Annotated in this window: 27 protein-coding genes and 2 tRNA genes; 16 read left to right on the forward strand and 13 right to left on the reverse strand. The window is 71.5% G+C overall.

All coding sequences use genetic code 11. The annotated features are described in order from the left end of the window. Positions 1-3 precede the first annotated feature (3 nt). The 7 genes from queF to ABDZ66_RS06075 all read right to left on the reverse strand — a co-directional run bounded on the left by queF (position 4) and on the right by ABDZ66_RS06075 (position 5,758). Entirely contained in the window at positions 4-486 is a 483-nt protein-coding gene (gene queF / locus ABDZ66_RS06045; protein WP_343757176.1) for a preQ(1) synthase, read from the reverse strand. Positions 487-685: 199 nt separating this feature from the next. Next, positions 686-761 (reverse strand) — tRNA-Phe (locus tag ABDZ66_RS06050). Between the two features lie 5 nt (positions 762-766). After that, positions 767-842, reverse strand: a tRNA-Asp gene (locus ABDZ66_RS06055). Positions 843-935: 93 nt separating this feature from the next. Beyond that, the gene (locus tag ABDZ66_RS06060) at positions 936-1,697 is read right to left on the reverse strand and encodes a metallophosphoesterase family protein (protein ID WP_343757177.1); all 762 of its coding nucleotides are present in this window, start codon (positions 1,695-1,697) and stop codon (positions 936-938) included. Positions 1,698-1,961: 264 nt separating this feature from the next. Beyond that, positions 1,962-2,561, reverse strand: a complete 600-nt coding sequence (locus ABDZ66_RS06065; protein ID WP_343757178.1) for a single-stranded DNA-binding protein — start codon at positions 2,559-2,561, stop codon at positions 1,962-1,964. Between the two features lie 65 nt (positions 2,562-2,626). After that, positions 2,627-5,038, reverse strand: a complete 2,412-nt coding sequence (locus ABDZ66_RS06070) for a penicillin acylase family protein (RefSeq protein WP_343757179.1) — start codon at positions 5,036-5,038, stop codon at positions 2,627-2,629. A gap of 351 nt (positions 5,039-5,389) precedes the next feature. Further along, positions 5,390-5,758 carry a hypothetical protein gene (locus ABDZ66_RS06075; protein WP_343757180.1) on the reverse strand — a complete coding sequence of 123 codons (369 nt, stop codon included), beginning with the start codon at positions 5,756-5,758 and terminating at the stop codon, positions 5,390-5,392. Positions 5,759-5,962: 204 nt separating this feature from the next. Here ABDZ66_RS06075 and ABDZ66_RS06080 point away from each other — a divergent pair, with 204 nt between their 5' ends. Next, on the forward strand, positions 5,963-7,138 hold the full coding sequence (locus ABDZ66_RS06080; protein ID WP_343757181.1) for an MFS transporter: 1,176 nt from the start codon (positions 5,963-5,965) through the stop codon (positions 7,136-7,138). Between the two features lie 153 nt (positions 7,139-7,291). Here ABDZ66_RS06080 and ABDZ66_RS06085 read toward each other — a convergent pair whose 3' ends face one another. From ABDZ66_RS06085 to ABDZ66_RS06105, 5 genes are all read right to left on the reverse strand, one after another. After that, positions 7,292-8,146, reverse strand: coding sequence for a 4-(cytidine 5'-diphospho)-2-C-methyl-D-erythritol kinase (locus ABDZ66_RS06085; protein ID WP_343757182.1), 855 nt, complete (start codon positions 8,144-8,146; stop codon positions 7,292-7,294). Positions 8,147-8,154: 8 nt separating this feature from the next. Continuing rightward, positions 8,155-8,832, reverse strand: coding sequence for a 2-C-methyl-D-erythritol 4-phosphate cytidylyltransferase (gene ispD, locus ABDZ66_RS06090; RefSeq protein WP_343757183.1), 678 nt, complete (start codon positions 8,830-8,832; stop codon positions 8,155-8,157). Then, positions 8,829-9,395: a UbiX family flavin prenyltransferase gene (locus tag ABDZ66_RS06095; protein WP_343757184.1), complete on the reverse strand. Its 567-nt coding sequence runs from the start codon at positions 9,393-9,395 to the stop codon at positions 8,829-8,831. The genes ispD and ABDZ66_RS06095 overlap by 4 nt, the downstream gene beginning before the upstream one ends. A gap of 399 nt (positions 9,396-9,794) precedes the next feature. Further along, complete coding sequence (locus ABDZ66_RS06100; RefSeq protein ID WP_343757185.1) at positions 9,795-11,912, reverse strand: hypothetical protein; 2,118 nt, start codon at positions 11,910-11,912, stop codon at positions 9,795-9,797. Beyond that, positions 11,909-12,472 (reverse strand): glycerol-3-phosphate acyltransferase, encoded by a 564-nt coding sequence (locus tag ABDZ66_RS06105; RefSeq protein WP_343757186.1) that lies wholly within the window; start codon positions 12,470-12,472, stop codon positions 11,909-11,911. The genes ABDZ66_RS06100 and ABDZ66_RS06105 overlap by 4 nt, the downstream gene beginning before the upstream one ends. Positions 12,473-12,526: 54 nt before the next feature. On the opposite strand from ABDZ66_RS06105, the gene ABDZ66_RS06110 reads away from it, so the two are divergent. Both ABDZ66_RS06110 and ABDZ66_RS06115 read left to right on the forward strand, forming a co-directional pair. Continuing rightward, a complete protein-coding gene (locus ABDZ66_RS06110) occupies positions 12,527-13,270 on the forward strand; it encodes a HesA/MoeB/ThiF family protein (RefSeq protein WP_343757187.1) in 744 nt (247 codons plus the stop codon). Positions 13,271-13,633: 363 nt separating this feature from the next. Beyond that, complete coding sequence (locus ABDZ66_RS06115; protein ID WP_343757188.1) at positions 13,634-14,005, forward strand: HU family DNA-binding protein; 372 nt, start codon at positions 13,634-13,636, stop codon at positions 14,003-14,005. Between the two features lie 339 nt (positions 14,006-14,344). Here the strand turns inward: ABDZ66_RS06115 and ABDZ66_RS06120 are convergent, their stop codons facing one another. After that, positions 14,345-14,920: a hypothetical protein gene (locus tag ABDZ66_RS06120; protein WP_343757189.1), complete on the reverse strand. Its 576-nt coding sequence runs from the start codon at positions 14,918-14,920 to the stop codon at positions 14,345-14,347. A 151-nt stretch (positions 14,921-15,071) separates the two neighbouring features. Here ABDZ66_RS06120 and ABDZ66_RS06125 point away from each other — a divergent pair, with 151 nt between their 5' ends. The 13 genes from ABDZ66_RS06125 to ABDZ66_RS06185 all read left to right on the forward strand — a co-directional run bounded on the left by ABDZ66_RS06125 (position 15,072) and on the right by ABDZ66_RS06185 (position 25,290). Next, positions 15,072-15,476 (forward strand): hypothetical protein, encoded by a 405-nt coding sequence (locus ABDZ66_RS06125; RefSeq protein WP_343757190.1) that lies wholly within the window; start codon positions 15,072-15,074, stop codon positions 15,474-15,476. A gap of 10 nt (positions 15,477-15,486) precedes the next feature. Then, positions 15,487-16,197, forward strand: coding sequence for an aminoacyl-tRNA hydrolase (pth, locus tag ABDZ66_RS06130; RefSeq protein WP_343757191.1), 711 nt, complete (start codon positions 15,487-15,489; stop codon positions 16,195-16,197). Beyond that, positions 16,172-16,414, forward strand: a complete 243-nt coding sequence (locus ABDZ66_RS06135) for a hypothetical protein (RefSeq protein WP_343757192.1) — start codon at positions 16,172-16,174, stop codon at positions 16,412-16,414. The genes pth and ABDZ66_RS06135 overlap by 26 nt, the downstream gene beginning before the upstream one ends. Next, the gene (locus tag ABDZ66_RS06140; protein ID WP_343757193.1) at positions 16,396-17,262 is read left to right on the forward strand and encodes a M42 family metallopeptidase; all 867 of its coding nucleotides are present in this window, start codon (positions 16,396-16,398) and stop codon (positions 17,260-17,262) included. The genes ABDZ66_RS06135 and ABDZ66_RS06140 overlap by 19 nt, the downstream gene beginning before the upstream one ends. Positions 17,263-17,356: 94 nt before the next feature. Further along, positions 17,357-17,914 (forward strand): DUF4126 domain-containing protein, encoded by a 558-nt coding sequence (locus ABDZ66_RS06145; RefSeq protein WP_343757194.1) that lies wholly within the window; start codon positions 17,357-17,359, stop codon positions 17,912-17,914. A 637-nt stretch (positions 17,915-18,551) separates the two neighbouring features. Continuing rightward, positions 18,552-18,923: a P-II family nitrogen regulator gene (locus ABDZ66_RS06150; protein ID WP_343757195.1), complete on the forward strand. Its 372-nt coding sequence runs from the start codon at positions 18,552-18,554 to the stop codon at positions 18,921-18,923. A gap of 23 nt (positions 18,924-18,946) precedes the next feature. Then, complete coding sequence (locus ABDZ66_RS06155; RefSeq protein WP_343757196.1) at positions 18,947-20,254, forward strand: ammonium transporter; 1,308 nt, start codon at positions 18,947-18,949, stop codon at positions 20,252-20,254. Between the two features lie 436 nt (positions 20,255-20,690). Then, a complete protein-coding gene (locus ABDZ66_RS06160; protein WP_343757197.1) occupies positions 20,691-21,008 on the forward strand; it encodes a V-type ATPase subunit subunit G family protein in 318 nt (105 codons plus the stop codon). Further along, positions 21,005-23,062 (forward strand): V-type ATP synthase subunit I, encoded by a 2,058-nt coding sequence (locus tag ABDZ66_RS06165; protein WP_343757198.1) that lies wholly within the window; start codon positions 21,005-21,007, stop codon positions 23,060-23,062. Before ABDZ66_RS06160 ends, ABDZ66_RS06165 begins: the two co-directional genes overlap by 4 nt. Positions 23,063-23,080: 18 nt before the next feature. Next, entirely contained in the window at positions 23,081-23,392 is a 312-nt protein-coding gene (locus ABDZ66_RS06170; RefSeq protein WP_343757199.1) for a V-type ATP synthase subunit K, read from the forward strand. Between the two features lies 1 nt (position 23,393). Next, positions 23,394-23,963: a V-type ATP synthase subunit E gene (locus tag ABDZ66_RS06175; protein WP_343757200.1), complete on the forward strand. Its 570-nt coding sequence runs from the start codon at positions 23,394-23,396 to the stop codon at positions 23,961-23,963. 8 nt (positions 23,964-23,971) lie between these two features. Beyond that, the gene (locus ABDZ66_RS06180; RefSeq protein ID WP_343757201.1) at positions 23,972-24,949 is read left to right on the forward strand and encodes a V0D/AC39 family V-type ATPase subunit; all 978 of its coding nucleotides are present in this window, start codon (positions 23,972-23,974) and stop codon (positions 24,947-24,949) included. After that, complete coding sequence (locus ABDZ66_RS06185; protein WP_343757202.1) at positions 24,946-25,290, forward strand: V-type ATP synthase subunit F; 345 nt, start codon at positions 24,946-24,948, stop codon at positions 25,288-25,290. Before ABDZ66_RS06180 ends, ABDZ66_RS06185 begins: the two co-directional genes overlap by 4 nt. Positions 25,291-25,350: the final 60 nt, after the last annotated feature.

A 25,350-nucleotide genomic window follows, 5' to 3' on the forward strand; every position in this document is an offset into this window, starting at 1 on the left:
CGTTTACGCCCCCTGGTGATCGGGTGCCACGTACCGCACGGTGCAGATCGTGTTCAGGCCCCCACGCATGCCGTAATCACAGCGGATCTCCATACTCAGCGGGTTCAGCAGGTTCACCAGATCCGCCAGCACCCGCCGCGTCGCGTGCTCGTGGTAGATGCCCACGAAGCGGTAGCTGGTCAGGTAGTACTTCAGGCTCTTCAGTTCCACGCACGCCTCGCGCGGCAGGTACCGGATCTCCAGGCGGCCGAAGTCCGGCAGGCCACTCCACGGGCACACCGGGCTGAACTCGTCCGTCACGATCTCGATCTGCATCGGCTCGCCCGGGTAACGCACCGGGTCGTCCTCGCGCACGTGCGGGAAGGTGCCCAGCACCGCCACGTCAATCGCGTCTAAGCCCTGCACGTCGTAGCGGCGGTCAAACCCGGGGTTCTGGGGGCCGCAGTCGGCCCCGGCGGTGGCCGGCGTGTTCACAGTGTTCGTCATGGTCTCTCCCTGACGGTCCCGCCGCTTGATACGGACAGGCCGGGACGACAGCACAGGTCGTCCAGTGGTGGGGAAGCCCGCCCTGAGGCAGACTCTCCGGGCATTATCGGCGCCGGCCGTCCCGCTGCCTAGGGTCACGTCGCCCGGCGGCGGACAGCGCAACGAAAAACCCCCACCGCTGGAGTGGGGGCTTTCTGTATGGTGGCCAGGGCCGGACTTGAACCGGCGACCCAACGATTTTCAGTCGTTTGCTCTACCAGCTGAGCTACCTAGCCTTCCTTGGCGGTCCGGACGGGATTTGAACCCGCGACCTTCTGCGTGACAGGCAGATATGCTAACCGCTACACTACCGGACCATGGTGGAAGTTACTGGTATGCTGCTGTAAAAGCAGCGGGGTTAAGGATAGCGGCGGCAGTTACGGTTGTCAACCGGGTGCCGCGGGCTGGGGTCAGAAGGGGACGGCGCGGACGCTGACCAGCGGGTCGGGCTGCTCGGGGTTCAGCATGAGTTCCAGGTACTCGCGGGCGTGCAGGGCGTCGATCATTGCCAGCCCGTGCGTCTCGTCGATGAGGATGCCGGTCTCGATCTGGGTGTGGCCGTACACGCCGAAGGCCAGGCCGGCCATGCGGACGTACTCGGGGCTCTCGCGGAACCAGCGTTTGGGACTGCGGTCGGCGTAGAACAGGTCGTCGTAGTGCGTGTGGGCCGGCAGGGGCGACACGTGCGCGAACTGCACGTTCCCGACCCTCAGTTCACGCGGGAAGCGGCGCATCCAGTGTTTCAGGTGGTCGGGCAGGTGGATGCCGCCGTGCTCCGGGTCGAACTCGGTGTGAACGAGCCCGCCACTGGTGCCCAGCACGAAGGAGGTGTTCAGGACGGCGTCGTCGTGGTTGCCCAGGAGGATGTGAATGGCGTGCGGGGCGGCCCGCTGGTAGTCGCGCAGGCGTTCGAGGTGCTTGACCTGCTCGCGCGCGGCGAGGAACAGGTGGTCCGGGTTCTTGGGGTCGAAGCGGGACACGCCGGTCAGCCGGGCGTACTCGCGTTCGTTCTTGGGATGCACGAGGTCCCCGATCAGGATCACCTGGTACAGGCCGGCCTGGACGGGCGGGGTGGGGTGTCCGTCCGCGTCGGCGCAGCTGGCGGCGCGCAGCGCGGACCACAGGGTATCGAAGTCGGCGTGCACGTCACCGAAAGCCAGGAACTTCCGCATCGCGTGTCAGTGTACGGGATGCCGGGCAGCCGGCCGCACCCTGCGGGAGGGGCGGCCCTTTACGGTTTCCTTGCGTTTCGGGCGGTGGGGGGGTGCCCGGCGGGGGCGTCAGGCGGACTGACGGGCGTGGCGTCGGCACTCCGCTGCGTTGGCGGGTGGGCAACCAGACCGGAATCCGTTTTGCTCCTTCTCTGCGGAGCAGCTCTCCGAGTCGCATCCGCTCGGATTGAACGGGCTTTGCAGCCCATTCAATCGGAGTTCGTATCAGCCCTTGAGGATGGCGTGCAGTTCCTTGTAGATGGCGCGGCTTTCTTCCAGGGTCTCGCCGTAGCCGCGCATCAGGATGCGGGCGGCCTCACCGCCGCGTCCGGCGACTTTCAGCTGTTCGAGGAGGTCCTCGATGTGCCGGCGGGCCTTTTCCATCTGCGGGTCGCGGGGCGGTTCGGGAGGCAGGGGGCGTTCCGGGGTTTCGGTGGGGGCGGGCGTGTCGGTTTCGAGTTCGGTGGTGTTGGCACCGTCTTCCGGGTCGTACTCGACCCAGACGGGGTCGCTGGTGGGGCGCACGCCGTAGGTGCGGGCCAGGTCGGCCAGCGCGGCGCGTTTGGCGTCCTGCAGGGAGTGCGCGGTGGCCAGTCCCTCGCGCACGGCGCCGTGGACGGTCAGGCGGGCGCGTACGACGGGCGGCGTGACGCTGTCGCAGGCCCAGGTGAGACTCCAGGCGGGGTCGAGCTGGTCGAGTTGCGGGGCGAGCACGTCGAGGTCCGGGGCGAGGGCCACGCGGGCCTGGTCGCCGCGCAGGTCCAGGGTGGCCCAGGCGGTCATGCTGGCGCGCAGGGCGTCGCGCACGCGGTGAAGGTCAGCCATGTTCCGGAGTGTACCGGGTTGCCGGGCAGGGAACCGGGCTGTGTGAATGCACGGTGGACGCCCGTTCAGGGGCGGGGCGTGAGGGTCAGTTGCCGGGTGCGGCCCCAGTCGGCGGGGTCGGTGCTCATGGGGAGGTACTGCCCGGCGATCCAGCGGGGTTGCTGGTCGGCGGCGTGCGCGCCCAGCGGGTGGCCGTCCTGCCCCAGACTGCCGATGTACACGCTGCGGTTGGGGGTGGCGAGGTCCACGATCTGGCGGTAACTGGCGCCGTGCGTCTGCCGGAAGGTGCCGTGTTCGGGCCGGGCGACGTTCACGGTGTTCGTCCCGCCGGGCGTGGGAGCCGAGTGGTTGAACAGCCACGCCAGGGCCTTCACCCTGCCGAAGGCGCGGTGGTTGCTGGCGACCGTGTGCAGCTGCCCGTACGTCCAGCCTTTCATGTCGGGGCCCAGGCGGCGTTCGAGGTCGTTCAGGGCGGCGTCCAGCGTGCGGGTCAGCAGGGCCTGGCAGTCGCCGTTGCCGTTCACGGCGCACAGTTCCCCGTTGCCGCGCAGCTGGTTCAGGACGGACAGGCTGTTCATGACCGTGTCGTTGCCCAGTTCGTCGCGCGCCATCTCCTGCAGCTGCATCAGCCACGCCTCGAACAGCGTGGCGGGCACGCTGCCGGTCGTCTCGTTCCCGTCCCAGCCATGCAGCTGCGCCAGCGCCTGCCGGGCCCGGTCGCTGCCGGGGCGGGTGGCCAGCAGCGGGCCCTTCAGGTCCGCCCAGACGAGGCTGGTGGTGTCCAGTTGCACGCGCTGCACGTCCGGCACGGTCAGCTTCCCGGCGGCGCCCAGCAGGTCCGTGATGCGCCGGGCGCGGTACGGTTCGGCCCAGTTGCGGTCGTTGCCGAGCAGGTGCGGGTAGCTGCCGGGCACGACGCGGTTGTTCGCGGTGACGACCAGCCCGTCGGCGGGGTTCAGGGTGTGCGGCAACTCCTCGAACGGAATGAAGCCCTGCCACTCGCGGCTGCCGTCGCCACTGACGGGCAGGCTGCCGTCCCAGCCGCTGCGGATGGGAATGCGGCCCGGCGCGTAGTACCCGGTGTTGCCGTCCACGTCGGCGTACACGAAGTTCTGGCTGGGCGCCACGTACGAGCGCAGCGCGCCCGTGAAGTCCGCCCAGGTCTGCGCGTAGTTCAGGCCCAGGAAGGCGTCCATGGTCGTGTCGCCGCCCTGCAGGGCCGTCCACTTCAGCGCCACGCGCGGCCCCACGGCGCCCGCCCCGGCGTCGCTGATGATCGGGCCGTGCGCGCTGCTGCGGACCGTGAGGGTCACGTCCGCCTCACCCTTGACGCGGATGACCTCGCGGCGGCTGGTCAGGGGCGCGTCCTCGGGTTCGATGTACAGGTCCTGCACGTCCGGGTTCACGTTCGTCACGCCCCACGCCACGCGGTCGTTCCGGCCGATCACGATGGCCGGCAGGCCCGGAATGCTCGCCCCGATGGCCCGCAGGCGGTCGCCGCGCACGTCCGCGAGGTACCACAGCATCGGCGCGGTCAGCGCGAGGTGCGGGTCGTCCGCCAGGATGGGTTTCCCGCTCGCGGTGCGGCGCCCGGCGATCACCCAGTCGTTGCTGCCCTTGCCCGGCACGGCCTGCAGGCCCAGCGTCCGCGCGGCCAGCAGGTGCGAGCGCAGTGCCTGCACGGTCGCGTGCGGCAGTCCGGGCGCGGCGGCCTGCGGGCCGTCCGTCCCGGCGCGGGCGCCGCCGGTCAGGGACTGCGCCGCGCCGGTCAGTTCGTCGGCGCTCAAGATGGTCGGTGCGCCCTGCGGGTACGGGGCCATCACCTGATCCAGACCGTCCTCGCCCAGCCGGCGGACCACCTGCGCGCCCAGCACCTCCTCCTCGTAGTTGCCGCCCAGGTCGAAGGCCATCAGTTTGCTCCAGGAGACGCTGTCCACGTCCCGCCAGGGTTCCGGCGTGTGCCCCAGGATCCGGAACTCCAGCGCCACCTTCCCCTGCGCCTGCGCGGCGTTCACGCCCGCCGTGTACGCCCGGATCAGTGCGCGGGACTGCGCCGACAGGGCCGGCAGCGCCGCCTCGGCGGCCCGCTCGAAGCCCCAGGTGCGCAGGAAGCGGTCCTGCGGCAGGGCCGCCCCGCCCAGCACCTCGGCCAGGCGGCCCTGCGCCACGCGCCGCTGGAAGTCCATCTGCCACGCGCGGTCCTGCCAGTGCGTGAAACCCAGCGCGAACACGGCGTCCGCGTCGGTCGCGGCGCGGATGTGCGGCACGCCCCAGGCGTCACGGGTGACCGTGACCCGGCCGGACAGGCCCTCCAGTTCGGCCGTCCCGCCGCGCTGCGGGGACGCCGAGACGTGCAGCCATCCGGCCGCGCCTCCCAGGGACAGCAGCAGGGCCGCCGTGACTCCCAGCGCCCCGCGCCCCGCGACCGCCCACCCTGACCGTTTCCTCACGCCGTCCGCCTGCCGTTTCTGCCTCACGCTGCCCCCTCCCTGACGTCCGCCCCGGTGCCGGAGCGGTCCCTGCACCCCTGCACAGCTCACGCGCCTCTGGCAGCGCCTGTTCCCTGCGTTGTCTGATGAATGGTCCGTGAAGCATAGCGCCCGGTCCGGCCGGAGCGGCGTGCAGAACCCCGCTCCCGGATGGACCGGGGCGGGGTCAGCGCCGGGTGGGCGGCAGGCGGGTCAGACGGACGCCGGTTGTCTCGTGAACAGACCGGAACGCCGCCGCTCTGTCAACGCCCCGCAGAGTGCGAGAGAAGCGGGTTCCGGACGTGGAGCTGGCCATCCGGTGAGGTTCCGGATTGTCAGCGAAACGAACGGCAGTCCGTATCAGAATTCCTCGTGGAGCAGGGCGGCGTTCGCGGCGGCGCGGCGCGGATGCACCGGGAGGCGCTCGGTGAGCATCAGCAGGCCCTGGGTGCCCGCGTGCGTCAGGCCGCTCAGGAACTGCCCGCTGACCGGCGTGTCGAAACACGGCTGCGGGACCGAGCCGGTGCAGTCCAGGACGCAGAAGTCCAGCTGGGCGTCCGGCCCGGCCGGGCAGGTGACGGCCGCGCCGTACCCGTTCGTGAAGCGGAACACCAGCAGTTCCCCGTGCGGCAGCGCGTGCCGCTCCGGCTCGTGCAGAAGTGCCGGGAAGGACGTGCGGGGCGTCAGCAGCGCCGGGGAGAGACTGAAGGCTGGGTCTTGCAGGGTCATGGGCGCACTCCTGGGGCCGCAGCTGAGCGCCGGCAGCGTTCAGATCGGCAGAACGTCGGATCGTCGGCCTCCGGGCGAACGTCTGGGCCTCTGACCGGCACCGTACGGCGCGCGGCCTTACGGGTCACTTACCACCCGTGACCTTCAGACCCCGCGGCCCCCATCCGGGGGAGATGCCCGGCGGTGGGCCGTACAATCGGCGCTGTGTTGTGGCTGCGGCCCCTGACCATGCTGCGGCTCCTGGCGCTGCTGACCCTGTGCGAAACCGTGCGCACCGGGTTCTTCGTGTCGGCCCTGCCGGTCAGTGGCCCGGCCCTGCCGCTGGGGGCCGCCGCGATCGGCGCGATGGCCGGCGCGCACTACCTCGCCGACGCGCTTGCCAAGGGACCGGGCGGCCTGCTGATCGGCCGCTGGGGCCTGGGGGCGGCGCTGCTGCCGGGCCCGCTGCTGGGCCTGCTGGCGCTGCTGCTCACGCGGCACTGGCCGCACCCGGCGAGCGGCGTGCTGGCCTGCGCCGCCTGGGGCCTGGGCTACGCGGCGCTGTGGCCGGGCGTCATGAGCGCCTCGCAGGCGCTGGCCGTGCCGGGCCGCACCGCCCGCGCCCTGACCGTCAGCAACCTCAGTGTGGCGCCCGCCATCCTGACCGGCGCGCTGGCGGTCGGGCCACTCATGAAGGCTCACCCGGACCTGACCTGGACGGCGCTGCTGGTCACGCAGTCCCTGACCGTCCTGCTGGCCCTCAGCCTGACGCGCCTGCGGCTGCCCGCCCCGGAGCGGGCGGCGCACGTGTGGCGCGACTGGCGCCCGGTGGCGGCCCTGCTGCCCGCCGCGTTCGTGCAGACCCTCGCGCCCGCCCTGCTGAGCACCGTCCTGTACCCGCTGCTGGACCGCCTGACCCTGACCCTGCGTGACCTGTGGCTGCCGGGCCTGCTGGCCGTGATCACCTTCGCCCTGAGCGTCTGGCTGATCGGCCGCCGCGCCGACCGGGGCCACCCACGCCGCGCCCTGCTGCCGGGCCTGCTGCTGCTGGCCGTGACCTTCGCGCTGGCGGCCCTGCCCGGCATGACCGCCCTGCTTCCCCTGCTGGGCGCCCTGCTGGGCGTCGGGTACGGGGCGTTCATCACCGGGTGGAACGGCCTGGTGGCCCGCACCCTGCCCGAGGGGCAGCGGGCCGCCGCGTGGGGCACGGTCATGGCCGTCGAGGCGCTCGGGTACGCGGCCGGGCCGGTGCTGGGCGGCGCGGCGTGGCAGCTGGCGGGCGTGAGCGGCGTGTTCGGGCTCGGCGCGGCCGTGTTCCTCGGCGCGCTGCTGTACGACCTGGGCCGCGCCCGCACAGGTCGCCTGCCGGGCGGGACGGTCGGGGAAGCGGGGCGCGGGTAGGAAGTGATACGGACTGCCGTTTGTTTCGCCTACAATCCGGAACTTCACCGGATTGCCGACTCCACGTCCGGAACCCGCCCAGCTCCCACTCGCTTCGCTCGGACCCAGCGGGCTTTGCAGCCCATTCAACCGGAGTCCGTATGAGGTGCGCCCCTACAGCGTGCGTGTGGCCTGCACCCACCACTGCGGGTACTGCCGGGCCAGGGCGTGGGCGGCGTCGTGCGCGTGCGCGTCGTCGCGGGCCAGGGCGAGACAGGTGCTGCCCGATCCGCTCATCAGCGGGGAGTGCAGGCCCGCCGCCTCCAGCGCGGCCAGCGCCTCGCGGATGGGGGCGTGGCGGGCGGCGACGGGACCCTGCAGGGCGTTCAGGTACGGCGCGGGGCGGCCGTTCGTGAGGGCGGCCAGGATCGCCTCGACGTCCAGCGCGGGCGTGAAGGCCTCCTCGGCGTCCAGCCAGGCGTAGGCGTCGCGGGCGCTGACCTCCACGCCGGGGTTCACGAGGACCAGCGAGACGGGCGGCACCGGCAGCGGCGCCAGGATCTCGCCCACCCCGGACGCCACGGCGGCGCGGCCCAGCAGGAAGAACGGCACGTCCGCGCCGAGTTTCAGCGCCAGCGCCGGCAGGTCCACGCCCGCCGGGTACAGGCGCGCCAGGGCCATCAGGGTGGTCGCGGCGTCGCTGCTGCCGCCCCCCAGCCCGGACGCCAGCGGCAGGCGCTTGTGCAGCGTGATGGCCGCCCCGCCGTCCACGCCGGCGGCGTCCAGGTACGCGCGGGCGGCGCGGAACACCAGGTTGCGTTCGTCGCCCGGCAGGTCCGCGCCCTGCACGCGCAGGGTCAGGGTGGCGGCCGGGGCGATGTCCAGGTCGTCGCCGACGTTCAGGGGAACCATCAGCGAGTGCAGTTCGTGGTACCCGTCGGCCCGCAGGTCGCGGACGCTGAGGCCCAGGTTCACCTTCGCCGGCGCGAAGTACGTGACGGGCGTGGCGGCGGGATCGGCGTGGCTCATGTCGCCGCTCAGCATTCCACACCCGCGCTGTCCCACACCCGCGCCAGCGCCTGCGCGATCAGCAGGTCGCCGGGCGTCGTGACCTTCAGCAGCCGCGCGTCCCCCGGCACCAGCGCGACCGGCTGCCCGGTACGGGCGATCAGGCCGGCGTCGTCGGTGGCGGCGTGACCGTCGGCCAGCGCCGCCTCGTGCGCGGCGATCAGGGCCGCGCGGCGGAAGGCCTGCGGCGTCTGCACGGCCCACAGGTCCTCGCGCGGCACGCCCTGGCCCCACCCGCCCGTCTCGCCGGCGCGGACCAGCGTGTCGGCGACCGGCAGCGCGGCGGTCGCGGCTCCCGTGTCCTGCACGGCGGCCAGCAGGTCGCGGATCACGCGCGCGGGCAGGAAGGGCCGCGCGGCGTCGTGAATCAGGACCACGTCGGCGTCCGTGGCGCGCAGCAGCGCCAGCACGCTCGCCTGCCGCGTGTCGCCGCCCACCACGGCGCGGCCCGGCACGTCGCCCGGCAGGTCCAGCCCGGCCGGCAGGGCGATCAGGACCTCGTGCACGTGTGGGGCGAGCGCGGCGGCCGAGCGGCCCAGCAGCGTGCGGCCCTCGACCGGCACGAAGGCCTTGGGGCCCAGGCCCAGGCGGGTGCCGGACCCGGCTGCCGGGATCAGCGCCGCGACCCTCACGTGCCCCCCCCTCATGCCCCGTCCTCCCGCCAGCGCCGGAAGCCCGGCACGTCCAGCCCGAACTGGTCGAGCACCCGCGCCGTCACGAAGTGCAGCAGTTCGTCCACGCTGCGCGGCGCGTGGTAGAAGCCCGCGCTGGCGGTCATGACGGTCGCGCCCGCGTCGTGCGCGGCGAGCATGTTCAGCAGCGCCGGGCGCGGCAGCGGGTCCTCGCGCAGCACCAGCACCAGCGGCCGGCGCTCCTTGAGGGTCACGTGCGCCGCGCGGGCCAGCAGGTTGTCCGCGAAGCCGTGCGCGACCTTCGCCAGCGTGCCCGCGCTGCACGGCACGACCAGCATGCCGTCCGTCCGGAACGACCCGCTCGCCACGCCCGCCGCGAGGTCGCGGTCGTCATGCACGTGCGAGGCCAGCGCTGTCAGGTCCGGCAGCTGCGGGCCGCTCCCCTCGGCGGTCATGACCCGCTTGGCACCGCTGGACACGATCAGGTGCGACTCGACCTGCAGGTCATGCAGGGCCTGCAGGACCGCGTGCGCGTACGGAATACCGCTTCCACCGGAAACACCGACCACCAGCTTCATGCGCGCACCCTAGCAGGGCCGCCGCCGGGTGCGCTGTACCCCTCCACCCAGCCGCGCCCCGTCGCCAACGCGACAGGCGGAGTCCGTATCATCAATGGTGCGGACAGGTTCATACCTTCAGGGCAGACCAGCGATGAACACGCCGTGTTTCCCCCTCCCCCTTGAGGGGGGAGGCTGGGAGGGGGTGAGCAGGAATGGCGTTACAGAAGACGTTTTCCATGCTTGTTCCCTCTAGCGCTTGAAAAGTGTCCGCACTATTGATCATACGGACTCCGATTGAATGGCCTGCACAGGCCATTCAATCCGGGCGGATGCGAGTAGGAGCCGGGCGGGTTCCGGACGTGGAGCTGGCAATCCGGTGAACTTCCGGATTGTCGGCGAAACAAACGGCAGTCCGTATCAGGCGGGGCCGGTCTGGTCCGGCCCGGCGCGCCGCACCCGGCGGGCGTGCCGGATCTCGGCCGCCACGAACGCCAGGGTGTTCAGCAGGTACGTGAGGATCAGGGCGCCGGTCAGCGCCGCCTGCGCGCCGGCCAGGGTCAGGTTCGGCAGGGTCGGGAAGCTGATCAGCCCGGTCGCGGGGGCCAGGCCGGCCGCCGCGGCCCCCCAGGCGAGCAGCAGCATGCCCCCCCACGGGCTGTCGATCAGGGACGAGCCGGGCAGCAGCAGCGCCAGCAGCCGGAAGCCTGCCGGGCGTGACAGGCGCGGCGGGAGCGGCGTGCGCGGCAGCAGCAGCGACAGCGCCAGCAGCGCCGTCAGCACCGCCGAGCCGAGCAGGCCCAGCGCCACCCGGCGGCCCACCGAAGGGTCCGCGAGCAGCGCGGCCGGGTTGGCGAGCGCGGCGCGCAGGGTGACGCTCAGGTCGCCGGTCACGGCGCGCGTCACGCTGCGCTGGTCCGGGTAGCACAGGCGCGGCTCGTCCGGCCGGCTGGCCCGCTGGAACGCCAGCGAGGCCGCGGCGGGATTCAGGCCCAGGTTGAAGGCCGCCGCGCTCAGGTCCGGGCGGGTGGAGAGCGCCGCGCGGTACAGGTCGCGGGCCTGCGGTTCGTCACCGCGCGCCTGCGCGATCACGCCGAGGTTGTTGCGGGCGCAGGCGTCCGGCAGCGCCCGGGTGTACAGGTCCCGGGCGAGGCTGTTCTCGCCGTCAAGCTGGGCGGCCAGCCCGGTCAGCAACGCCGAGTCCGGCCCGGGCCGCAGGTTCAGGGTGGTGAGCTGCGCGTTCCCCCACCCGCCGCCGTAGGTGCCGCTGCTCAGCGCCGGGGACTGCAGCGCCGCGCCGGTGTGCGCCGCCCAGTGCAGCCCGCCCAGCGCGCCCAGCAGCGCCGCGCCCAGCAGCGTCAGCATCAGGCGTTCGCTCGGCGAGGCGTAGCCCACGAAGACCCGCCGGGCGCGGGACAGCGGGTGCCGCAGCCAGGAACGGTAGCGGCCGCCCAGCGCGCGGGTGTCTTCCCGCTGGGCGGGCCAGGCGCGCGCGGCCAGGGTCAGCAGCGCCGCGGCCAGGATCAGCAGCAGGGCCAGTGCGCTCAGGCGGGCCGCGCCGCGCACCTGATCGAGGCCCTCGGGACCCAGGTTGTACAGCGTGCCGCTGCTCAGGGACCGCGTGAACTGCCGCCACTCCTCGGCCTCACCCTCGCGGCCCTGCTGGTCCAGGATGCGGGCGTAACGGGTGTACAGCGCCGTGCCGCCCTGAAAGCGGGGGTGCAGGTCACGCAGGTAGCTCATCCAGGCGCCGGCGCGGGCCAGTCGGTTCTGTTCCAGCAGGGTCCCGACGTAACCGCTGGGGTTCCCGTACGCGCCCAGCGCCGCGCGTGAGATCGGCACGTCCGGGTCCAGGCCGCGTGCGGCGGCGTCCCGGCGGGCGCGGTCCAGCGCGAGGTCCGCTGCCGCCGGGAACCCCGCGCCGTCCAGGCGGGCGGCCAGCTGCACCCAGGCCGGAAAGGGCAGGTTGACGTTCAGGGCGCGGCGCACCGCGCTCAGGGCGGCGTAGGCGTCCCGGGACGCCTGCGCCTGCCGCAGCGCCAGGAAGGGATTGAGCGGGTCCTGCGCGGCCGCCCGCGCCAGTTCGCCGGGCGGCACGGCGTCGGCGGCGTGGGCCAGCCAGCCGGTCACGTCCGGGTCGGGCGGGAACACCACGCGCTCCTGCACGCTCAGGACCCCGCCCTCGCTGCCCAGCGTGAAGCGTTCGTTCACGCCGCCCAGCTGCGTCGTCACGCGCACCACCCCCCCGGAGGCGTCCAGGGACGTGACGGTGCCCGGCAGGTCCGCGCGGCCCTGCACGCTGCCGCCCGGCCCGAAGGTGAACACGACCGGCCCGACGCCCAGGTACACGGTGCCGCCCACCTCCAGCGGGTCGGTCAGGCTGCCCACGCCGTCCGGGAAGGTCCGGGACCACAGCAGGCGTGGGCCGTCCTCGGCGCGCAGGGTGCGGCCCTCGAGAACCGCGCCGGCCTGCGCGCTCAGCCCGAGTGTCAGGCCCGCCAGGGCCAGCCGCCAGGCCCGCGGCCCGGCGCGGTTCAAGCCGGACCTCCGCGGCGCAGCAGGTGCAGGCTGCGCAGCGCCATGACCGCGCCGCCGCCCAGCAGTTCCGGCAGGCCCCCGTAGCGCGCCGCGAACAGCAGGCCGGCCGGGACGGCCACCGCCGCCGCGAACGGCACGGCGTTCAGGCCCACGCGCCGCTGCCCCCAGGCGCGGTACGCGGGAATCACCAGCGCCGCCACGCCCAGCGTGACCAGCAGCGTCACCGGCGCGAGGACCAGCAGCGCCCCGATCAGCGGCACGATGCCCGCCCCGCCCCGGAACCCGAAGAAGACCGGGTAGCAGTGGCCCAGCACCACGCCCGGCGCGGCCAGCCACGCCAGCTCCGGCGCGGCCGCCTGCGCGCCCAGGGCGGCCAGCGCGCCCTTGAGCAGGTCGCCGCCCGTGACCAGGGCCGCCGCGGCCGCGCCGTACTGCCGGTACGCGCCGCTGGCACCCGGCAGGTCGTGCCCGCGGATGTCCGTGCCCCGGGCGCGTGAGTACAGCACGCCCGAGACCAGTGAACCCAGCAGGTAGGAGGTCAGCAGGATCAGCGCGGGCATACGCGCGGCATTCTACGGCGAAGGCCGGGCCGGGCCGCGCACTACACTCGGGGCATGACCGACCGACCGATTCCCGGGCCGCCCGTCAGCGTGATCGGGCGGACCGAACTGCGCCGGTACTCCCGGCAGCTGCTGGTGCCCGAGTGGCTGGAGGCCGGCGCGCAGGAGCGCCTGCGGGCCGCGACGGTGCTGATCGTCGGGGCGGGCGGGCTGGGCGGGCCGGTGGCGCTGGCGCTGGCCGGGGCGGGCGTGGGTGGACTGGTCATCGCGGACGACGACACGGTGGACCTGAGCAACCTGCACCGGCAGACGCAGTTCACGCTCTCGGACGTGGGCCGCGCCAAGGCCGCCGCGACGGCCGCGCGCGTGCAGGCCATCAATCCCTTCGTGTCGGTGCGGACCGCGCCGCGCCTGGATGCCGGGAACGTCCGGGCGCTTCTGGTCGGCGCGGACCTCACCGTGGACGCCACCGACAACTTCGAGACGCGGTACCTGATCGCGGACACCTGCGCCGCGCTGGGCCGCGAGTGGGTGTGGGGCGCGGCCAGTGGCGCGAGCGGTATGGTCAGCGTGTTCGGTCCCGGCCTGGGGCTGCGTGACGTGTTCCCGGAGCCGGGAGACGAACTGTCCTGCGACGAGGCGGGCGTGATCGGGCCGGTGCCGACCGTGGTGGGCAACATGATGGCCCTGGAGGCCCTGAAGGTGCTGGGCGGGGTGGGGGAGCCGCTGCGCGGGCGGCTGTGGACCCTGGACGCCCTGACGGGCCGCACCCGCACGCTGGCGCTGCGCCCGGCCTGATACGGACTTCGATTGAATGGCTTACAAAGCCGTTCAATCCGAGCGAAGCGAGTGGGAGAAAACCGGGTTCCGGACGTGGAGTTAACAGATCGGTGATGTTCCGTGTTAACGAAACAAACGGCAGTCCGTATGAGCGGGGCGGCCGGCCCGCTGGGGGAATCCGGGGGGGTGCGGGCGGGCGCCCCTGCCTGAGGAAGTGTGGGTTTTTTCGCATCCAGCGGGTTTTTCTGGATGTCCGTGCCCGGTGTGGGTGGGCTGCGCTTCGACTGGGTCGCCGTTCTTCGCTTGACGCGGCGCAATGGTGTGTTAGTGTGCATTTGAGCCAAAAATTCATCGCTCAATTCAGTTTCCGGAGGTTCCCGCATGGCCAAGAGCAGCAAGCCCGCCGCGAAGAAGCCCGCCACCCGTCCCGCCGCGAAGGCCACCAAGGCGGCGGCCAGCGCCGTTCCCGCCGACGCCGGGAAGATCGCCAAGACGCAGATCATCGACATGGTCGCCGAACGCACCACCCTGAACAAGAAACAGGCGGGCGAGGCTGTGGGCACCATGGTCGACTGCGTGATCGACGCGCTGCGCAGCGGTCACAGCGTCGGCCTGCCGGGCCTGGGAACCCTCAGCATCGCGCAGACCGCCGCGCGGACCGGCGTGAAACCCGGCACCAGCGAGCGCATCACCATTCCCGCCGGGAAGAAGGTGCGCTTCAAGGTCGCCACGACCCTCAAGGGCAGCCTGTAATACGGACTCCGATTGAATGGGCTGCAAAGCCCGTTCAATCCGAGCGGATGCGAGGAGGAGAGAAACGGATTCCGGACGTGGAGTTGGCAGATCGGTGGTGTTCCGATCTGTCAACGAAATAAACGGAATCCGTATCATACGGGTTCCGGGTATGGCTGGCAGTCCGGCTGAAAGGGGCCCGTAAAGGCTTTCAGCCCGGGCGGACTCGCAGAGCGGGCAGGAGAGAAACGCCCGTCCGGGCGGTGAACGAAGCCGCCGCCACCCGGGGAACACCCACCCGCGTGGCCTGACTGGAGGGGGAGTGACGTGGGCGAGGGCCCACCACCCCCCTCTCATGGTTCACCACCCGCGCGGCGCCAGCCACTGCTCCAGCCGGCCGCCGGGAAGCAGCCGGTGAACGTGCACCCGCGCGGCCGGGCCGGGCCGCGCGGTCCAGTCACGCAGGGCGTCCTGCAGCGTCAGGCGGTCCAGTTCGTCCGCGAGGTTCAGCTGCTCGCCCACCACGCCTCCCTCCACGAGCAGCAGCGTGCCCCGCGGCCAGCGGTCCGTCAGGGTCCGCAGCGCCGGGCCGTCCAGCCGGCGGGGCGTGCCGGGCAGCATCAGGTGGTGGCGGGCGGCGGCCAGCGTCTCGCCGCGCAGGTCACCGCCGCCACTCCAGGGATCGGCGCGCAGGTCCAGCGTCTCGCCGCGCAGGTTCAGGTGTGCGCCCAGCAGGCGGGCGCTGTCGTGCAGCACGGCGCGCAGCGTGGCCGCTGGCAGGCGGGCATGCAGGTGCAGCAGCCGGGCGTCCAGGCGGCCCAGGAGCGCGCCTCGCAGTTCGGCGGCGTCCTGCGGCGCAGAGAAGGCGGCGGTCAGCCGCAGGAGGGGACGGCGGGACGGCCCGGACGCTTCCGGGTCCGGCGGGAACTGGGTCATGGGGGGCCTCCGGCACTCGGGAGCCGTGGCGGCTCGGGAGCAGGGGTGAACGGTCGGGTGGGGTGCCTCCATCCTGACACGCCGCGGACCGGCCGGCCGGAGTGGGAGGCGGTGTTCAGTCGGGCGGGGCGGCCCTTGCTACGCTGGGGGCATGACTGACGCTGCTGTTCGCGCGAAACTCACCGCCCTGGTCCCGGCGCTGCGGCATTTTCACTCCGCGCTGCTGGACTTCGCCAAGGGCGAGTACGAATTCATGAACGGACCGGTCGGGGGACCGTTCGAGCTGTACTCGCTGGTGATGAACCACCCGCAGTTCCAGTGGCTGCGGCCCCTGTCGGGCCTGATGGCCACGCTGGACGAGGTGCTGGACGCCAAGGACACCACCCTGACCGAACGGAACGTCACGGACATCCGCCAGGCGCTGGGGCTGCTGTTCGCCGAGACCGACACGCGCTTCGCGGAGTTCCGCGGCGGCTACGTCCGCGCGCGCGGCGACCTGCGCGTCCGCGAGACCGAGGCGAAGTGGCGCGAGATCCTGCACAGCCTGGAAGCCTGAGGATCGGCCCGTGAAACTCGTGGTGGGCCTGGGCAATCCGGGAAGTGGGTACGCGCACACGCGGCACAACGTGGGCTGGCTGGTCATCGACGAGGTCGCCCGCCGCGCCGGGGCCGCGTGGCGCAGGGAAGGCAAGGACGCCGAGGTGGCCGAGGTGCGCCTGGGGCCAGGGGCGGGCGAGAAGGTGCTGCTGGTCAGGCCGCTGACGTTCATGAACGCCTCCGGCCGGGCGGTCGCGCCGCTGATGTCCTTCTACAAACTGGAGGGCGCGGCCCTGCTGGTCGTGCAGGACGACCTGGACAGTCCCTTCGGGCTGCTGCGGCTGCGCATGGGCGGGCGGCACGGCGGGCAGAACGGCGTGCGGGACATCATCCGGCTGCTGGGCCACGAGGCCTTCGCGCGCCTGAAGATCGGCATCTCGCGCCCGCCCGCCGGCTGGGCGGTGCCGGACTGGGTGCTCAGCCGCTGGCGGGACGAGGAGAAGGGCGACCTGAACGAACTCGTGCGGCTGGGCGCGAACGCCGTGGAGGTCTGGGCGGCGTCCGGGCTGGCCGAGGCGCAGGGGCAGTTCAACGGCACGGACCTGCGCCCGCCGCCCCCTCCGAAACCCGCGGCCCCGGCACCTGTCCAGGCCACGGGGACCACGCGGTCAGCCGTGCCGGATGGAGCGGCGGGAGCGGGGCATACTGGCGGGCGTGTCGAAAAAACAGAAGAAGGCTGACGCGGCCCCCGCCGCGACCGTGACGGACCTGCGCCTGGACGTCCTGACGCACCTGTCGAACCTGCCCGGCGTGCCCGGACAGGAGGACGCCGTGCGCGACTTCGTGCTGGCCGAACTGCAGGGACTGGCCGACGAGGTCCGCGTGGACGCCATGGGCAACGTGATCGCCCGCCGCGCCGCCCGCCCGGGAAGGGCGAGGTGGCCGAGCGCGTCATGATCAGCGCCCACATGGACGAGATCGGGTTCCTGGTGCGCTTCATCGACGACCGGGGGTTCCTGCGCGTGCAGGCGCTGGGCGGCTTCGATACCCGCAACCTGTTCGCGCGTGACGTCACCGTCCACGCGCGGGGCGGGGCGCTGCCCGGCATCCTGACGCCCGGCGGGAAGCCCGTGCACATCGCGACGCCCGAGGAACGCAAGAAGATCCCGGAAGTCAAGGAGTTCTTCATCGACCTGGGCCTGGACGCCGACGAGGTCCGCGCGCAGGTGCGGATCGGGGACATGGTCACGCTGGACCAGTCGGCCCGCCGGGTCGGGCGGCTGGTGTGCGGCAAGGCCATGGACGACCGCGCCAGCGTGTTCCTGCTGCTCGAGACGCTGCGCGCCCTGCGCGGCCAGGACCTGCGGCACGAACTGATCGCGGTGTTCAGCACCCAGGAGGAGGTCGGGCTGCGCGGCGCGGTCACCGCCGCGTACGCCGTGGAACCCACGGTCGGGATCGGCCTGGACGTGACGCTGGCCGTGGACACGCCCGGCGTGCCCGCCGAGGACGCCGTGACGCAGCTTGGTCAGGGCATCGGCATCAAGGTCTTCGATTCGACCATGATCTCGCACCGCGCGCTCGTCGACCGTTTCTGGAACCTGGCGCAGGCCAGGGGCATTCCCGCGCAGCTGGAAGTGCTGTCCCTGGGCGGCACGGACGGCGCGGCCATCCAGCGCAGCCGGGGCGGCGTGCCCACCCTGACCCTCAGCCTCCCCACCCGCTACATCCACACGGTCGTGGAGGCCGTCCACGAGACCGACCTGCGCGCCGGCGTGGACCTGCTGGTCGCGTACCTGCGCTGAGCGGCCCGCCCCCTCCGGTCTTCACTGCCCCCACTGGGGCCGGAAGCCGGGGGGGGTGAAACGCCCCCTCGCGGCGGCGCGTACTGTGGGGCGTATGGAACTGCTCTCCGGTCTGCTGTCCTCGCTGGGCCTGTCGGGCGCGGCGGGCCTGAACGCCTTCGTGCCGCTGCTGCTGGTGGGGCTGCTCTCACGCTTCGGGGTGCTGGGCCTGAACGAGCCGTTCGACCTGCTGGGCAACACCTGGGTGCTGGTGGGCGTCGGCGTGCTGGGCCTGCTGGATTTCGTGGGTGACAAGATTCCGGGCGTGGACCACGCGCTGCACCTGCTGGGCGGCGTGGTGAACACGGCGGCGGGCGCGGTGCTGTTCGCAGCCCAGTCCGGCGTGGCCGACGTGCCCCCGGCCCTGAGCATGGCGCTGGGCCTGATCGTGGCGGGCGGCGTGCACGCCACGCGCACCGCGATCCGCCCGGTCGCGACCGCCACGACCGGCGGACTGGGAAACCCGGTGGTCAGCGGGGTCGAGGACGGGACCAGCCTGCTGCTCAGCGTGCTGGCCGTGTTCGTGCCGGTGCTGGGGGCGCTGGCCCTGGCGGCGCTGGGCGTGCTGGGCGTGCGTTTCTGGCTGGGTGTGCGCGGCCGCCGCGTCCTCTGATACGGACTCCGATTGAATGGGCTGCAAAGACCGTTCAATCCGAGCGGATGCGACTCGGAGAGCTGCTGCGCAGAGAAGGAGAGAAACGGATTCCGGACGTGGAGCCGGCCATCCGGTGAAGTTCCGGATTGTTGGCGAGACAAACGGAATCCGTATGACTGGCCGGTCGGACTTGTCACGCTCCGCAGGAGAGCGGGTGGGTGTTGAGCGGGTGACTGTTGACGGGCCGGACAGACTGGAACAGCCGCGAAGCGGAGAGGGGAGGCATCGGAAGACCAGACGTCCGGTGCCTCCCTTCGGTGAACGGCTCTGACGCCACGCCCGGAATCCTCCTCGCTGCGGGTCGCGCCCGCTCGGACTGACCGGCGTTGGCAATGCATGCAACCGGAGTCCGGTCAGGTGGACGCCGCTTGCAGGGAAGGCACGCACCGCTCATTCGGGCGGGGGGGAGGGGAGAGGAGACGCGGTGTCCGGGGTTCGCCGCACGCCACGCAGCCCCGGACGGGTGCGTGTGTAGGTTGCGCAGGGAAATCTAGCCAATTGTCAAGATTTACTTTGACATTCTGCAAAGCCTTCCCTAAGCTCGGGGTATGCAGGGATGCGACCACTGCAAATTGAGCGGTAAAAAGGAGACGCCATGAAAATGATCACGGCCGTCATCAGGCCCGAACGGGTCCAGCAGGTCAAGGAGGCGCTGTTCCAGGCCGGCATCAGCGGCATCACCCTCTCGCGCGTCAGCGGGCACGGCGGCGAGCAGGAGATCGTCGAGCACTACCGCGGCACGCGGGTCATGGTGGAATTCCGCGACAAGGTCGAGGTCCGCATGGCCGTCAGCGAACCCTTCGTGCAGGCCGCCATCGACGCCATCTGCCGCGGGGCCCGCACCGGCGAGGTCGGTGACGGCAAGATCTTCGTGCAGCCGCTCGAACGGGTCGTGCGTATCCGTACCGGCGAGCAGGACGCCGCCGCCCTCACCCCCGTCACCGAGACCCGCCTCACGCCCGCCTGAGGCGGACCCCCAGGAGTGCACCCATGACCCACCTCCGCAAGACCCTCCCGCTGGCCCTGCTGCTGGGCGGCGCGGCCCTCGCGCAGACCGAGGCGCCCAAACTCGACACCGGCGACACCGCCTGGATGATCGTCGCCTCCGCCCTGGTCCTGCTGATGACCCCGGGCCTCGCGTTCTTCTACGGCGGCCTCAGCCGCGCCCAGAGCGTCCTGAACACCATGATGATGAGCGTCGTGTGCATCGGCCTGATCGGCGTGCTGTGGATGCTCGGCGGGTACTCGATCGCCTTCGCCAGCGGCGGGAACGCCTTCTTCAGCGGACTTGCGAACGCGGGCTTCAACGGCCTGGCAGGGCAGCTGACCGGCACCATCCCCAGTTACATCTTCGCGGCCTTCCAGGCGATGTTCGCGATCATCGCCGTCGCCCTGATCAGCGGCGCCGTGATCGAGCGGATGCGCTTCGGGGCGTTCGTGCTGTTCGGCGGCCTGTGGAGCCTGCTGATCTACGCCCCACTGGCCCACTGGGTCTGGAACGCGGACGGCTGGCTGTTCAAGATGGGCGCGCTGGACTTCGCGGGCGGCACCGTCATCCACATCGCCGCCGGGGTGTCGGGCCTGGTCGCCGCCTCGGTGCTGGGCGCCCGCCTCGGCTTCCCCAGGACCGCGCACGTGCCCCACAACGTTCCCTTCGTGCTGCTGGGCGCGGGCCTGCTGTGGTTCGGCTGGATGGGCTTCAACGCCGGCAGCGCACTGGCCGCCAACCAGACGGCCGCGCTGGCCTTCATGACCACGCTGGTCGCCCCGGCCGCCGCCATGCTCACCTGGCTGGGCCTGGAAAGCGTCCGCAACGGGAAACCCACCGCCGTGGGCGCCGCCACCGGCCTGGTCGTGGGGCTGGTGGCCATCACGCCCGCCTGCGCCTATGTCAGCCCCGCCGCCTCGGTGATCGTGGGGGTGCTGGGTGCCGCCGCGAGCTTCGCTGCCGTGCAGCTGAAAAACCGCATGAAGGCCGACGACGCCCTGGACGTCTTCGCCTGCCACGGCGTCGCCGGGATCGTGGGCGCCCTGCTGACCGGCGCGCTGGCCTGGACGACCGGTGCGGGCAAGCCCGTGGGAGAGCAGCTGGTCATCCAGATCATCGGGGTCGCGGCCGCCGTCGCCTGGACCGGGCTGGGGACCTTCGTCCTGCTGAAACTGGTGGGGCTGGTCACGCCGCTGCGCGTGCCGGTCAGTCAGGAGATCGCCGGGATCGACATCAGCGCCCACAGCGAGCAGGGATACTCCGACAGCGAGACCGGCCTGGGTGCGCCCGTCTTCGTCGGCGGCGACTGATACGGACCCGGAGAGCGGGGGAGCCCAGAGGACCGTGAACGCAACCCGATACGACCGGTGCGGACGCCGCCTGAACGGCCTGCAGACCCCTCAAAGCGGGCGGCCCCGCTGAAATCCCCCAACCCATGACCTTCACGGGGCCCTGCCGGCCCGCACCACAACCCGCGACCCTCCACGTCCGCCTGCCTCCGACCGCATCCCCGGGGGCAGGCCTTCTGCGTGGGCCGCCCGGGGTGACGCGCCGCCGCGTGCGGGAGGGACGCTTGCCCTCCCGGACCCCCGAAGGGGCTGTGTTAGGATGGATTACGAGTCTGACGCAACTATCACAAAGGGTCGGGCCACCGCAAAACTCACCGCACCCCCGCCACACCTCATGACGTTCATGGGGCGTCTTGACCGGGGTGCTTGAGTCACGAAGGGAAAGGAGGAGTGAGTTTTGGACGTCTCAAGTCGAGTCTTAAGTGAACTGGCCAGCCGTGAAGCGGCGCTGGACGCGCAGATCGAAGCCGCCCGCGCACAGGCGCAGGCGACCGTGGAGGCAGCCGAAGCGGAAGCCGCCGGCATCCTCCGCGAAGCCGAGGCCCGCGCGAAAGCCATGCAGGCCGAGCACGAGCAGACGCTCGCCGCAGAGGTGCAGCAGATCCGCGCCCAGGCCAGCGCCAGCGCACAGCAGCAGGCGCAGGCCATCCGCGCCCGCGCCGAGGCCAAACTGGGCCAGGCCGTGGACACCATCATGAGGGCGGTGCTTCCGTGATCAACCCCATGCAGCAGGTCGTGATCGCCACGCGCAAACGCGACAGCGAAGCCGTCATTGCGGCCCTGCAGAACGCCGGGGTGCTGCACCTCAAGCCCATCACGGGCGGTCCACTGAACACCGGGACCCTGGCTGGACCAGACGCCCAGAGCCGCCGCGAGGACGAGCGCCTGCTCGCCCGCGCCGAGAGCACCATCGCGGAACTCGGCAGCTACCGACCCGCCCCCGCGCCCCTGCCCGCCGAGGGCAGCTGGGCCGACCTGATCGAACAGGCCGCCGTGCCGGTCTCGGCCCTGGCCCGCACCCGCCAGGAACTGCAGGCCGACCTGGACGCCGAGGCAGCCTACGGCCAGGCCGTGCGCGCCCTGGCACGCCTGGCCGGCGGCCTGGACCGCAGCCACCGCGTGGCGACCGTGCCGTTCCTGCTGCAACCCACCGACAACGTCGCTGAACTCGAAGCGGCGCTGAACGAGGGCCTGCGGGACCGTCACGCCCTGGCCACCGAGACGGTCGGCCAGAACCGCGTGGGCCTGATCGCGACCCTCCGCTCGGACCGCGACGCCGCGCGCGCCGCGCTGGGCAAGGTCCGCCTCGGCGAACTGCGCCTCCCGGGCCGCTTCGACAGCATGAGCCTCAGCGACGCCGCCGCGCAGATGGACCAGATCACCCAGACCGGGGAGACCCGCCAGCGTGAACTGACCACCGAACGCGACCGGCTCGCGCAGGCGCACGCCCCCACGCTGTACGCCATCCGCGACGCCCTGAAAGACCGCGTCGCCATTCACGACGTCCGCGCCGTGTCCGCCCGTGGCAAGTACAGCCTCGCGCTGCAGGGCTACGTCCCGGAAGACCGGATCGCTGCCCTGAAAGGCGCGCTCGGGACCTTCGGTGACGCCGTCAGCTACGAACTGCACCCGGTCGACGATCACCACGACGCGCTCGTGCCGGTCGAACTGAAGAACAACAGCTACGTCAAGCCCTTCCAGACCGTGATGGGCCTGATGACGCCGCCCAAGTACGGCACCTTCGACCCCACCTGGGTCGTGGCGCTGTTCTTCCCGCTGTTCTTCGGGATCATCATGGCCGACATCGGCTACGGCCTGCTGTTCCTGTGGTTCGGCATGTGGCTGCTCGGCAAGGCCCGGCGCAACGAAGGCTGGAACCTCAGCTTCTTCGGCGCGTTCGTGCCGCCCGCCACCCTCAAGGACCTGGGCTTCGTGACGAACGTCATGGCCGCCTGGACCATCCTGTGGGGCTTCCTGACCGGCGAGTTCTTCGGCACCCTGCTCGAGCACCTGCACTTCTTCTACATCAACCCCGAACTGCTCAACTCCCTGTGGAGCTGGACCGGCGTGACCTACCCCATCGAGGAAGGCGTCAAGCACTACGGCGTGATCCCGATCGTGTTCCCCCGCCTGGAAACCGGCTACTTCAGCAACGTCGCGCTGGTGTTCGCGCTGTGCTTCGGCATCCTGCAGGTCCTGTGGGCCTGGGCGATCCGCATCCAGCAGGGCGTCAAGCACAAGGACAGCACCCACACCTGGGAAGGCGTCGCGCTGTTCGGCGGCGTGCTGGCCCTGATCATGCTGGCCTTCGCCACCAAGGCCGGGAAGGACTTCAGCGCCTTCACGGACTTCAGTGACCCCCGCATCCTGGTCATGTACGCCGGCTTCGCCGCGTTCATCGTCGGCTGGCTGCGCGTCATCAAGCACTACCCGCTGCTGCCGGTCGAACTGCTCTCGCAGGGCGGCGCGGTGGTCAGTTACGCCCGTATCTTCGCGGTCGGCCTGGTGTCCGCCATCCTGGCGAAACTCTGCACCGACCTCGGCTGGAGCCTCGGCGAGACGCTGGGCTTCATCGGTATCCTGATCGGCGTGCTGCTGGGCATCGTCCTGCACTTCTTCGTGCTGGCCCTGACCCTGATCGGCCACATCCTGCAACCCCTGCGTCTTCACATGGTCGAGTTCCTCAACCCGACCGGTTTCAACGCTGATTCCAGCCCCCGCTACAACCCCCTTCGTCGCCTCAGCCCCACCCAGGGGCAGGTTAAATAACCTTCAGGAGTGTTCACCATGACCAAGTACAACAAGATCGTCGTCGCTTCCCTCGTCCTCGCCCTCGCCACCAGCGGTCTCGCCCAGGAAGGCGCTGCAGCCGCCGGCAGCAACGCTGACAACATGTACCAGGGTCTGCGCGCCATCGGCGCCGGCCTGGCCCTCGGCCTCGGCGCCATCGGCACCGGCATCGCCCAGGCCCGCATCGGCTCCAGCCTCGTCGGCGCCGTCGCCGAGGACCCCAGCAAGGCCGGCAGCCTGCTGCTGTACTTCCTGCTGCCCGAAACCCTGGTCATCTTCGGCTTCCTTGCGCTGTTCATCCTGAACTGATATGGCGCTCGACAAGCTCCTCGAAAACGAAGCCCAGGCCGAAATCGAGCGCATCCGCGCCGACGCGCAGGCCCGCGCCGAGCAGATCGTCGCCGGCGCCCACGAACGCGCCCGGACGCTCATCGAGAGCCGCACCCGCCAGCTGGACAACCAGCGGCAGGCGGAACTCGTGCGCGCCCGCAGCGCCGCGGACCTGGACAGCAACGCCCAGCGCCTGACCTCCTCCGACACCCTGCAGGCCCAGGCCTTCCAGGTTTCCGAGCAGTACCTGCACTCCAGCGTCACCTCGCCCGAGTACCCGCAGATCCTGGCGAAACTGATCAGCGAGGCCCTGCAGGTCCTGCCGAACGCCGAGGCGGTCGAGGCCAGCCTGAACGAACACGACGCCGTCCGTCAGGCGCTCGCCCAGCTGGGCCGCACCCTGGACATCCGCGTGAACGATCAGGTCAAGACCGGCGTGCGCCTGGTCGGCCCCGGCGGCAAGTCCAGCATCCAGAACACCCTCACCGGCCGACTGGACCGCGTGCGCGGTGAACTCGCGCCGCAGATCAGCCGACTGCTGGCCGAGTAAGGACCGACATGCCCGACGACTACGCTTACATCAACACGCGCGTCCGCATCATGCGGACCAAACTGCTCGACGGACGCTCGCTTGACTCGGCGCTCGCCGCGGGCAGCTACCAGGAGTTCCTGCGGGTCCTGAGCGAAACCGACCTCGCCGCGAACCTGCGCGACACCACCAACGAGACCGCCGGACTGACCGAACTGGACCAGGCCCTGAGCCGCAACCTGTTCGACACCACCCAGAAGGTCCTGGGCTTCGCCGACGGTGACGCCAAACGCGAGATCCAGGCCCTGCTGATGAAGTGGGACCTCGTGAACCTCAAGACCGTGGCACGCGGTGTGGTCAGTGGCCGGGGCGCGGACGCCATCCTGGCCAGCCTGATCCCCGGCGGGACCATCAAGGCCAGCGCCCTGCAGGCCGCCGCGCAGAGCAGCGACCTGCCGGGCGCCGCCGCCGCCATCGCCGTCAGCGGACACCCGCTCGCCGCGGCAATGCGCGCCGGCGCGCAGGCCTACGCCGCCAGCAACCGCCTGCTCGACCTCGAAGTGGCGCTGGACCAGGGCTACTACCGCTACGCGCTGAGCGTGGCGCGCAACACCAGCCTGCGCCGCTACCTCAGCCGCGAGATCGACGTCACCAACGCCCTGATCGCCCGCGCGAGCGCCGGACAACCCCTCGACCCGAACCTGTTCGTGGCCGGCGGGAAACTCGACGCCGCCGGGTACGCCCGCCTCGCCGGCGGGGACGCGGGCGGCCTGAGCGACGTCTCGGCCATCCTGGACGCCCCCAGCCTCGAGGAAGCCGAAGTCGCCGCCCGCACCGCCCTGGACACCGCCGCGCGCAACGTCGCCGCCGGTGACCCCGAAGGCGTGGGCATCATCCTCGACTTCCTGCGCCGCAAGGAAATCGAGATCGCCAAACTGCGCCTGATCGGCCGTGGCAAGTTCTACGACCTGCCCACCGACCAGATCCGCCGCGAGGTGCAGGCATGACCAAAAGCACCTCCACCCAGCGCGTCGCCGTTCTCAGTGACGCCGAGACCGCCACCGGCTACCGCCTCGCGGGCGCCGAGGTGATCGAGGCGACCCCCGAGACGGCCCTGGCAGAACTGGAACGCGTGATCATCAGCGGCACCTACGGCCTGATCGCCGTGGACACCGGCCTGATCCCCGACCCGGCCACCGCCACCGCCCGCGTGATGCGCGGACGCGACCTGCCGATCCTGCTGCCCATCCCCAGCCTGCGCGACGCGTTCAACCCGGACACCGTCGACGCCAAGGCCTACATGGGCAAACTGGTGCGCGACACCATCGGCTTCGACATCAAACTGTAAGACGGAGGCTGAAGGCAGATGGCACAAGGCAGATGGCAACAACACAGAAGAAACCTGAGC

The organism is Deinococcus depolymerans (assembly GCF_039522025.1).
Taxonomy (GTDB): Bacteria; Deinococcota; Deinococci; order Deinococcales; family Deinococcaceae; genus Deinococcus; species Deinococcus depolymerans.

Bases quoted from the DNA above. Each gene is read 5' to 3' on its own strand.
- ABDZ66_RS06125 (WP_343757190.1), top strand. From the start codon at position 15,072: ATGACTGACGCTGCTGTTCGCGCGAAACTCACCGCCCTGGTCCCGGCG.
- ABDZ66_RS06170 (WP_343757199.1), top strand. From the start codon at position 23,081: ATGACCAAGTACAACAAGATCGTCGTCGCTTCCCTCGTCCTCGCCCTC.
- ABDZ66_RS06175 (WP_343757200.1), top strand. From the start codon at position 23,394: ATGGCGCTCGACAAGCTCCTCGAAAACGAAGCCCAGGCCGAAATCGAG.
- ABDZ66_RS06105 (WP_343757186.1), bottom strand. From the start codon at position 12,472: ATGCCCGCGCTGATCCTGCTGACCTCCTACCTGCTGGGTTCACTGGTC.
- ABDZ66_RS06110 (WP_343757187.1), top strand. From the start codon at position 12,527: ATGACCGACCGACCGATTCCCGGGCCGCCCGTCAGCGTGATCGGGCGG.
- ABDZ66_RS06065 (WP_343757178.1), bottom strand. From the start codon at position 2,561: ATGGCTGACCTTCACCGCGTGCGCGACGCCCTGCGCGCCAGCATGACC.
- queF (WP_343757176.1), bottom strand. From the start codon at position 486: ATGACGAACACTGTGAACACGCCGGCCACCGCCGGGGCCGACTGCGGC.
- ABDZ66_RS06120 (WP_343757189.1), bottom strand. From the start codon at position 14,920: ATGACCCAGTTCCCGCCGGACCCGGAAGCGTCCGGGCCGTCCCGCCGT.
- ABDZ66_RS06060 (WP_343757177.1), bottom strand. From the start codon at position 1,697: ATGCGGAAGTTCCTGGCTTTCGGTGACGTGCACGCCGACTTCGATACC.
- ABDZ66_RS06095 (WP_343757184.1), bottom strand. From the start codon at position 9,395: ATGAAGCTGGTGGTCGGTGTTTCCGGTGGAAGCGGTATTCCGTACGCG.
- ABDZ66_RS06115 (WP_343757188.1), top strand. From the start codon at position 13,634: ATGGCCAAGAGCAGCAAGCCCGCCGCGAAGAAGCCCGCCACCCGTCCC.
- ABDZ66_RS06145 (WP_343757194.1), top strand. From the start codon at position 17,357: ATGGAACTGCTCTCCGGTCTGCTGTCCTCGCTGGGCCTGTCGGGCGCG.
- ABDZ66_RS06075 (WP_343757180.1), bottom strand. From the start codon at position 5,758: ATGACCCTGCAAGACCCAGCCTTCAGTCTCTCCCCGGCGCTGCTGACG.
- ABDZ66_RS06155 (WP_343757196.1), top strand. From the start codon at position 18,947: ATGACCCACCTCCGCAAGACCCTCCCGCTGGCCCTGCTGCTGGGCGGC.
- ispD (WP_343757183.1), bottom strand. From the start codon at position 8,832: ATGAGGGGGGGGCACGTGAGGGTCGCGGCGCTGATCCCGGCAGCCGGG.
- ABDZ66_RS06085 (WP_343757182.1), bottom strand. From the start codon at position 8,146: ATGAGCCACGCCGATCCCGCCGCCACGCCCGTCACGTACTTCGCGCCG.
- ABDZ66_RS06150 (WP_343757195.1), top strand. From the start codon at position 18,552: ATGAAAATGATCACGGCCGTCATCAGGCCCGAACGGGTCCAGCAGGTC.
- ABDZ66_RS06185 (WP_343757202.1), top strand. From the start codon at position 24,946: ATGACCAAAAGCACCTCCACCCAGCGCGTCGCCGTTCTCAGTGACGCC.
- ABDZ66_RS06180 (WP_343757201.1), top strand. From the start codon at position 23,972: ATGCCCGACGACTACGCTTACATCAACACGCGCGTCCGCATCATGCGG.